General features: G+C 44.9%; 12 protein-coding genes and 1 pseudogene. All 13 read left to right on the top strand.

Translation table 11 applies throughout. From position 1 onward, the window contains the following. Window positions 1-82, top strand: a pseudogene (locus A3763_RS27255) (50S ribosomal protein L5); the annotation flags it as partial. A gap of 12 nt (window positions 83-94) precedes the next feature. Next, window positions 95-400, top strand: coding sequence for a 30S ribosomal protein S14 (gene rpsN / locus A3763_RS00695; protein WP_068508540.1), 306 nt, complete (start codon window positions 95-97; stop codon window positions 398-400). 101 nt (window positions 401-501) lie between these two features. Further along, window positions 502-894 carry a 30S ribosomal protein S8 gene (rpsH, locus tag A3763_RS00690; RefSeq protein WP_068508541.1) on the top strand — a complete coding sequence of 131 codons (393 nt, stop codon included), beginning with the start codon at window positions 502-504 and terminating at the stop codon, window positions 892-894. Window positions 895-903: 9 nt separating this feature from the next. Beyond that, complete coding sequence (rplF, locus tag A3763_RS00685) at window positions 904-1,437, top strand: 50S ribosomal protein L6 (RefSeq protein WP_068508542.1); 534 nt, start codon at window positions 904-906, stop codon at window positions 1,435-1,437. An 8-nt stretch (window positions 1,438-1,445) separates the two neighbouring features. Continuing rightward, on the top strand, window positions 1,446-1,796 hold the full coding sequence (gene rplR, locus A3763_RS00680; RefSeq protein ID WP_068508543.1) for a 50S ribosomal protein L18: 351 nt from the start codon (window positions 1,446-1,448) through the stop codon (window positions 1,794-1,796). Window positions 1,797-1,807: 11 nt separating this feature from the next. Next, the gene (rpsE, locus tag A3763_RS00675; RefSeq protein WP_068508544.1) at window positions 1,808-2,308 is read left to right on the top strand and encodes a 30S ribosomal protein S5; all 501 of its coding nucleotides are present in this window, start codon (window positions 1,808-1,810) and stop codon (window positions 2,306-2,308) included. 4 nt (window positions 2,309-2,312) lie between these two features. Beyond that, window positions 2,313-2,498 carry a 50S ribosomal protein L30 gene (rpmD, locus tag A3763_RS00670; protein WP_068508545.1) on the top strand — a complete coding sequence of 62 codons (186 nt, stop codon included), beginning with the start codon at window positions 2,313-2,315 and terminating at the stop codon, window positions 2,496-2,498. A gap of 1 nt (window position 2,499) precedes the next feature. Continuing rightward, the gene (rplO, locus tag A3763_RS00665; RefSeq protein WP_068508547.1) at window positions 2,500-2,934 is read left to right on the top strand and encodes a 50S ribosomal protein L15; all 435 of its coding nucleotides are present in this window, start codon (window positions 2,500-2,502) and stop codon (window positions 2,932-2,934) included. A 5-nt stretch (window positions 2,935-2,939) separates the two neighbouring features. Further along, complete coding sequence (gene secY / locus A3763_RS00660; RefSeq protein WP_068508549.1) at window positions 2,940-4,271, top strand: preprotein translocase subunit SecY; 1,332 nt, start codon at window positions 2,940-2,942, stop codon at window positions 4,269-4,271. 37 nt (window positions 4,272-4,308) lie between these two features. Next, the gene (rpmJ, locus tag A3763_RS26590) at window positions 4,309-4,422 is read left to right on the top strand and encodes a 50S ribosomal protein L36 (RefSeq protein ID WP_082865410.1); all 114 of its coding nucleotides are present in this window, start codon (window positions 4,309-4,311) and stop codon (window positions 4,420-4,422) included. 146 nt (window positions 4,423-4,568) lie between these two features. Next, entirely contained in the window at window positions 4,569-4,925 is a 357-nt protein-coding gene (rpsM, locus tag A3763_RS00655; RefSeq protein WP_068508551.1) for a 30S ribosomal protein S13, read from the top strand. Between the two features lie 12 nt (window positions 4,926-4,937). Then, complete coding sequence (gene rpsK, locus A3763_RS00650) at window positions 4,938-5,327, top strand: 30S ribosomal protein S11 (RefSeq protein ID WP_068508553.1); 390 nt, start codon at window positions 4,938-4,940, stop codon at window positions 5,325-5,327. An 11-nt stretch (window positions 5,328-5,338) separates the two neighbouring features. After that, window positions 5,339-5,959, top strand: coding sequence for a 30S ribosomal protein S4 (gene rpsD, locus A3763_RS00645; protein ID WP_068508558.1), 621 nt, complete (start codon window positions 5,339-5,341; stop codon window positions 5,957-5,959). Window positions 5,960-6,018 lie beyond the last annotated feature (59 nt).

Below are 6,018 nucleotides of genomic sequence, written 5' to 3'. Positions count from 1 at the left end.
CATTACTATTACTACATCTGCTGCAACGGATGATGAGGGTCGAGCTTTGCTTCGCGCTTTCAACTTCCCGTTCAAAAAATAAGGGTAAGAAGCAATGGCTAAGATCTCAATGAAGCAGCGCGAACTAAAGCGCGAAAAAACAGTAGCCAAGTATGCTGAGAAGCGTGCGGAGCTAAAAGCAATTATCTCTAACCAAAATACTTCTGATGAAGATCGTTGGGAAGCTCAGAAACAATTGCAAAAGCTACCGCGTAACGCTAGTCCAAGCAGACTTAGAAATCGCTGTCAAGTGACAGGTCGACCACATGGCGTATACCGCAAGTTCAAACTTTCACGAATTAAATTGCGTGAACAGGGAATGAGTGGTAATGTGCCCGGCCTGAAAAAAGCAAGCTGGTAATACCAGTAAAGAAACGTTGGTAAGTACCATAACAAGCTGGTGGGGTTTCCTTCCGGCTTGTTTTTGATACTGCACAACTAAAAAGACTAGGAGTTCATACGATGAGTATGCAAGATACGCTTGCGGATATGTTCACACGTATTCGTAATGCACAGATGGCTGAGAAGCAATCTGTCACAATGCCTTCTTCTAAAATGAAGGTGTCAGTACTAGAAGTATTAAAGTCAGAAGGTTTCATCGAAGGCTTTAACACTGATGGTCAGGTAAAAGCACAGGTAACTGTTGATCTTAAGTATTTCGAAGGCAAGCCAGTCATCGAAGAAATTAAGAGAGCTAGCCGTCCAGGTCTACGCCAGTTTAAAGGTAAAGACGAGCTGCCAAGCATTCGCGGTGGTTTGGGTGTTGCCATTATTTCAACTTCGCAAGGTGTGATGACCGACCGAGCTGCGCGTAATGCCGGCATTGGTGGCGAAGTAATCTGCACAGTTTTCTAGGAGAAGGGCATGTCTAGGGTTGCTAATAGTCCAGTTCAGCTTCCTTCCGGTGTAGAAGTTAAGCTAACTGAGCAAGAAATTGAAGTAAAGGGCGGTAAAGGCACTTTATCTTTGGATCTTAATTCTGTTGTTACTGTAACGCAGGAAGGTTCAGAAATTAAATTTGCTGCTAAAAATGGCAGCAAGTTCTCACGAGCGATGTCTGGTACGACTCGCGCGTTGGTAAACAACATGGTTACTGGTGTAAGTACTGGCTTCCAGAAAAAGCTACAGCTAATCGGTGTTGGTTATCGTGTACAGATGCAGGGCAAGAAACTAAATCTGTCATTGGGTTTTTCTCACCCAGTCGAATACGAGCTTCCTGAAGGTATTAAAGCTGAAGCTCCATCACAGACCGAGATTGTTTTGTCAGGCGCTGACAAACAGTTGCTAGGTCAGGTTGCTGCTGAAATTCGTGCTTTCCGTCCGCCAGAGCCTTACAAAGGTAAGGGTGTACGCTTTGCTGACGAACATGTCAGACGCAAAGAAGCTAAGAAGAAATAGGTGAAGCTATGAGCATTAAGAAAGAATCAAGACTACGTAGAGCGAAAAAAACTCGCTTTAAGTTAAAAGCTTTGGGTGAGACCCGACTTACAGTTCATCGTACACCTAAGCATATCTACGCACAGATTATTTCAGGTGAAGGAAACAAGGTTTTAGCCTCTGCTTCTACTCTGGATAAAGATCTTCGCGGCGAAGGTACAGGTAACATTGACGCGGCTACTAAAGTTGGTGCTTTGATCGCTGAGCGAGCAAAGACAGCTGGTGTTTCAAGAGTAGCATTTGATCGTGCTGGTTTTAAATATCACGGTCGTGTAAAGGCATTGGCTGACGCTGCGCGTGAAGCCGGATTAGAGTTCTAAGGGGCATTACGATGAGCGTAGAAGACAAAAACGGTCCAGAGCTACAGGAAAAACTTGTACAAGTTAACCGTGTAGCAAAAGTTGTTAAAGGTGGTCGAATCTTCGGTTTCACAGCACTAACTGTTGTTGGTGATGGTGCAGGTCGTGTAGGTTTCGGTCGTGGTAAAGCGCGTGAAGTTCCAATCGCTATTCAAAAAGCAATGGATGCAGCTCGCAAGAATATGGTTGACGTACCTCTTAGCGGTACAACCTTGCAATATCCTGTAACTGCAAAGCATAGTGGCTCTAAGGTCTATATGCAGCCTGCTTCAGATGGTACTGGTATCATCGCTGGCGGCGCAATGCGCGCAGTGCTAGAAGTCGCAGGGATTCAAAACGTACTTGCTAAGTGCTACGGCTCTACAAACCCAGTTAACGTTGTTCGCGCAACAGTTAAAGGTTTGAGTGCAATGAAGTCACCAGAAGACGTTGCTGCTAAGCGCGGCAAGTCTGTAGACGAAATTACAGGATAAGGTCATGGCTAAGAAAACAATACAGGTTACATTGTACCGTAGCCCGATTGGTCGCTTACCTGCTCATAGAGCGTGTGTTACCGGTCTTGGTCTACGTAAGATTGGTCAGACTGTAGAGCTGGAAGATACACCTTCAGTTCGCGGTATGGCTAACAAAGTTAACTACATGGTTAGGATTGAAGGAGAATAAAATGCGTCTTAATTCAATAAGTCCAGCTCCTGGATCAAAGCCTACAGCTCGACGTGTAGGTCGCGGTATTGGTAGTGGTTTTGGTAAAACTTGTGGTCGTGGCCACAAGGGTTTGAAGTCTCGTTCTGGCGGTTCTGTAGCGCCAGGTTTCGAGGGTGGTCAGCAACCTCTAGCACGCCGACTTCCAAAGTTCGGTTTCAGTTCACGTCAAGCTAAGTACTCTGCTGAAATTCGTTTGAACGAATTAGCAGCTGTCGAAGCTGATGTTATCGACTTGGATGCGTTGAAAAACGCAAACTTGGTTCGTCGTGATGCTAAGCAGGCTAAAGTTATTTTGTCGGGCGAGTTATCTAAAGCAGTTACTATTCAAGGTTTGAAAGTAACTAAAGGTGCTCGTGAAGCAATTACTGCTGCTGGCGGAAAGGTAGAGGATTAATACCCATGGCGAAGTCAAACGCATTGCCTTCGGGCGTAGGTAAAGGTTTTGCAGAACTCAAATCAAGATTATGGTTTGTGTTCGCTGCAATCCTGGTTTATCGAGTTGGTGCGCACATTCCAGTGCCAGGCATCAACCCAGAGAGACTAGCCGCGCTATTCGAGCAAAACCAAGGTACTATTTTGAGCTTGTTTAACATGTTCTCTGGTGGTGCATTGGAGCGAATGAGTATCTTCGCCTTGGGAATCATGCCCTATATTTCTGCATCGATCATTATGCAGTTGTTAACTGCTGTAAGCCCTACTCTTGAACAGCTTAAGAAAGAAGGCGAAGCGGGTCGTAGAAAGATTAGTCAGTATACGCGTTATGGCACAGTTGCTTTAGCGTTGATACAGGCTTCAGGTATGTCGGTAGGTCTTGCCTCTCAAGGTGTGACCTTCACTGATAGCTTTAGTTTCTACTTCCTTGCGATCTCTACATTTGTTTGTGGTGCTGTCTTCCTTATGTGGTTGGGAGAGCAGATTACAGAGCGTGGTATTGGTAACGGTATTTCCTTGTTGATATTTGCAGGGATTGTCGCGGGTTTACCAGGTGCGTTCGGTCAGTCGTTTGAAGCTGCAAGGCAGGGAGAATTAAATATCCTTGCATTGTTAGGTATTGGTGTATTCGCAGTTGCTATCGTTGCCTTCGTCGTGTTTATCGAACGAGGTCAAAGACGCATCACTGTTAATTATGCAAAAAGACAACAGGCACGTGGTGGTTACTCTCAGCAGTCAAGCCATTTGCCGCTTAAAGTTAATATGGCTGGCGTAATCCCGCCTATATTTGCTTCGAGTATATTGTTGTTTCCTGCTTCAATGGGGCAGTGGTTCGGACAGAGCGAGGGCATGGAGTGGTTAGCTAATGTTTCTCAAGCGCTTGGGCCGAGTCAGCCTCTGTATGTTATTTTGTTTGCCATTGCAGTCGTCTTCTTCTGCTTCTTTTATACAGCGTTAATGTATAACCCAAAAGAAGTTGCAGATAACCTTAAGAAGTCTGGTGCTTTCGTTCCGGGTATTCGTCCAGGGGCGCAGACCGCAAACTATATCGATAGCGTACTGACACGTTTGACAATCTTCGGTGCAGCCTATATTGCCGCAGTTTCTTTGTTGCCGCAGTTTTTGGTTGTTTGGGCAAATGTTCCATTCTATTTCGGTGGTACATCCCTGTTGATCGTTGTGGTCGTAGTCATGGATTTCATGGCGCAAGTTCAGTCTCATTTAATGTCCCATCAATATGAGTCACTGATGAAAAAATCGAACCTTAAAGGTTACGGTAATGGTGGGATGCAGCGTTAATCGCGAAGAGTTGAAAATTTAGTTTTTGGAGTAGCATATGAAAGTTCGTGCTTCGGTAAAGAAAATCTGCCGTAACTGTAAAATTATTAGAAGAAATGGCTCTGTAAGAGTTATTTGTCAAGAGCCTCGTCATAAGCAACGCCAAGGTTAATTGGTGTTGTATGAAAAGTGTGCTGCATATAGCTTGATTTATATTTAATCAGGCTGTATGATTTGCGCCCTTTTTATCAGACGGTAACTAAACAGTAGCGTAGAGCATTTGCTCAATTTAGCTACCAATTAAGCGGAGTAAGATGGATGGCACGTATAGCCGGTGTCAATATACCCGACAATAAACACGCAGTAATTTCTCTGACTTACATCTTTGGTGTAGGCAGAACTACTGCACAAAAAATATGCGATGCAACGGGTATAGCCCGTACTGCTAAAGTTAGCACGCTATCTGAAGAGCAGTTAGAAATATTGCGTTCTGAGGTCAATAACTTGACCGTAGAAGGCGATTTGCGTCGTGAACTTCAAATGAATATTAAACGGTTGAAGGACCTGGGTTGTTATCGTGGTCTTCGTCATCGTCACAGCTTGCCTGTGCGCGGTCAGCGAAGCAAAACGAACGCACGTACCCGTAAGGGCCCTCGTAAACCAATTCGTAAATAATAGGAATTCGTAATGGCAAAGCCAGGTACACGTACCCGTAAAAAGGTGAAAAAGACTGTTGTTGATGGTATGGCTCATATCCATGCATCATTCAACAATACTATCGTTACCATTACTGACCGCCAAGGCAACGCTCTATCTTGGGCAACTGCTGGTGGATCAGGTTTCCGTGGTTCGCGAAAAAGTACACCTTTTGCTGCGCAGGTAGCAGCTGAAAGAGCCGGTAATGCGGCTGCTGAATACGGCCTTAAGAACTTAGAAGTTCAAGTTAAGGGTCCTGGACCAGGACGCGAGTCCGCTGTTCGCGCTTTAAACGCTTGTGGTTATAAAATCACAAATATCACGGATGTGACACCTATTCCACACAATGGTTGTCGCCCACCTAAGAAACGTCGCGTTTAGAGGATTAGCAAATGGCTCGTTATATTGGACCAAAATGTAAACTGTCACGCCGTGAAGGTACTGACTTATTTTTGAAAAGTGGCGCTAAAGCGCTAGATTCAAAGTGTAACTTAGAAACTGCTCCAGGTATGCACGGTGCTCGTCGCGGACGTTTGTCTGAATACGGTACCCAGTTACGAGAGAAGCAGAAAGTTCGCCGTCTATACGGTGTTCTTGAAAAACAGTTTCGTGGCTACTATAAAGAAGCTGCACGCCGTAAAGGCGCTACAGGTGAAAACTTGCTTCAGTTGCTGGAACAACGCCTTGATAATGTTGTATATCGTATGGGCTACGGTTCTACTCGCGCAGAATCACGTCAGCTTGTATCCCACAAGGCAATCGTTGTTAACGATCAGGTAGTGAATATCGCATCTTACCAAGTTAAAGCTGGTGATGTTGTTGCTGTTCGCGAAAAAGCTAAGAACCAATTGCGTGTTAAAAACGCTGTTGAGTTAGCAGCTAATCGCGGGGCAGTTGAGTGGATCGACGTAGATACCAATAAACTCACAGGAACTTTTAAAGCTGTTCCTGAGCGTTCAGAGCTACCTTCGGACATCAACGAGAATCTAATTGTTGAGCTTTACTCTAAGTAATCTCATCGGATACAACATAAGGTATAGGGGCATATATGCAGCGTTCAGTTAATGAATTC

The organism is Oleiphilus sp. HI0128 (assembly GCF_001635365.1).
The sequence above is the reverse complement of the archived record's forward strand: the minus strand, read 5'-3'. Positions and strand labels throughout refer to the sequence as shown.

Coding starts and splice junctions, on each gene's coding strand:
- rpsN (WP_068508540.1), top strand. CDS start 95: ATGGCTAAGATCTCAATGAAGCAGCGCGAACTAAAGCGCGAAAAAACA.
- rpsH (WP_068508541.1), top strand. CDS start 502: ATGAGTATGCAAGATACGCTTGCGGATATGTTCACACGTATTCGTAAT.
- rplF (WP_068508542.1), top strand. CDS start 904: ATGTCTAGGGTTGCTAATAGTCCAGTTCAGCTTCCTTCCGGTGTAGAA.
- rplR (WP_068508543.1), top strand. CDS start 1,446: ATGAGCATTAAGAAAGAATCAAGACTACGTAGAGCGAAAAAAACTCGC.
- rpsE (WP_068508544.1), top strand. CDS start 1,808: ATGAGCGTAGAAGACAAAAACGGTCCAGAGCTACAGGAAAAACTTGTA.
- rpmD (WP_068508545.1), top strand. CDS start 2,313: ATGGCTAAGAAAACAATACAGGTTACATTGTACCGTAGCCCGATTGGT.
- rplO (WP_068508547.1), top strand. CDS start 2,500: ATGCGTCTTAATTCAATAAGTCCAGCTCCTGGATCAAAGCCTACAGCT.
- secY (WP_068508549.1), top strand. CDS start 2,940: ATGGCGAAGTCAAACGCATTGCCTTCGGGCGTAGGTAAAGGTTTTGCA.
- rpmJ (WP_082865410.1), top strand. CDS start 4,309: ATGAAAGTTCGTGCTTCGGTAAAGAAAATCTGCCGTAACTGTAAAATT.
- rpsM (WP_068508551.1), top strand. CDS start 4,569: ATGGCACGTATAGCCGGTGTCAATATACCCGACAATAAACACGCAGTA.
- rpsK (WP_068508553.1), top strand. CDS start 4,938: ATGGCAAAGCCAGGTACACGTACCCGTAAAAAGGTGAAAAAGACTGTT.
- rpsD (WP_068508558.1), top strand. CDS start 5,339: ATGGCTCGTTATATTGGACCAAAATGTAAACTGTCACGCCGTGAAGGT.